The 692-nt window shown below is 65.0% G+C and carries 1 protein-coding gene; it reads left to right on the top strand.

Annotated elements, in window-relative coordinates; translation table 11 throughout:
• Positions 1 to 172: 172 nt before the first annotated feature.
• Positions 173 to 692, top strand: a 520-nt coding sequence (locus NS2_RS35705) for an IS3 family transposase (protein WP_147207455.1), incomplete at its 3' end; no start/stop codon positions are given.

Genomic DNA, 692 nt, shown 5'->3' with positions numbered 1-692 from the left:
GGCGCGTCGCCGCGGCCGAAGCGGTGGGTGAGAAGCCCCTGGACGCGGCCGAGCGAGCCGAGTTGCTCCGGCTGCGAAAACAGGTCAGCGAGCTGGAGAAAGACAACGCCTTCTTGGTAAAAGCGTCGGCGTACTTTGCCGCGATGCAGAAGAACCGGCCCGGTTCGATCTGATGGCCAAGTACGCCGGCCCCGACGACATCGCCGAAACCGCTGGCACGAGTTCGCCCGAGGGGCAACGGTTCTCGATCATTCGGATGGCACGGCTGCTGAAGGTATCGACTTCTGGCTACTACCAGCACGTGAAACGCAGGGCAGCAACGGTTCTCACGCCGCGTCAGCAGCGGCGCGCGGACCTGACGGTGAAGATCCTGGATGTGCATGCCGACTCCGACGGCACCTACGGGTCCCCGCGGATCACCGATGAACTGCGCGAACGCGGCGAGATCGTGAACTATAAGACCGTCGCGGCGATCATGGCCGAGATCGGGATCGAGGGCATCAGCCCGCGCACGTTCAAAGTCCGCACCACCGTGGTCGATCCGGCCGCGTCGTTCCCGCCGGATCTGGTGGCCCGCGAGTTCGATCAAGGCCGCCCCGACGCGGTATGGACGACCGATTTCACGTACCTGACCTGCGGTGAGGGCGATATGTACCTGTGTGCGATCCGGGACGGGCACACGCGGCGGGTAC

Origin of the sequence: Nocardia seriolae NBRC 15557 (genome assembly GCF_007990715.1) — a bacterium.
Classification (GTDB): Bacteria; Actinomycetota; Actinomycetes; order Mycobacteriales; family Mycobacteriaceae; genus Nocardia; species Nocardia seriolae.
The sequence above is the reverse complement of the archived record's forward strand: the minus strand, read 5'-3'. Positions and strand labels throughout refer to the sequence as shown.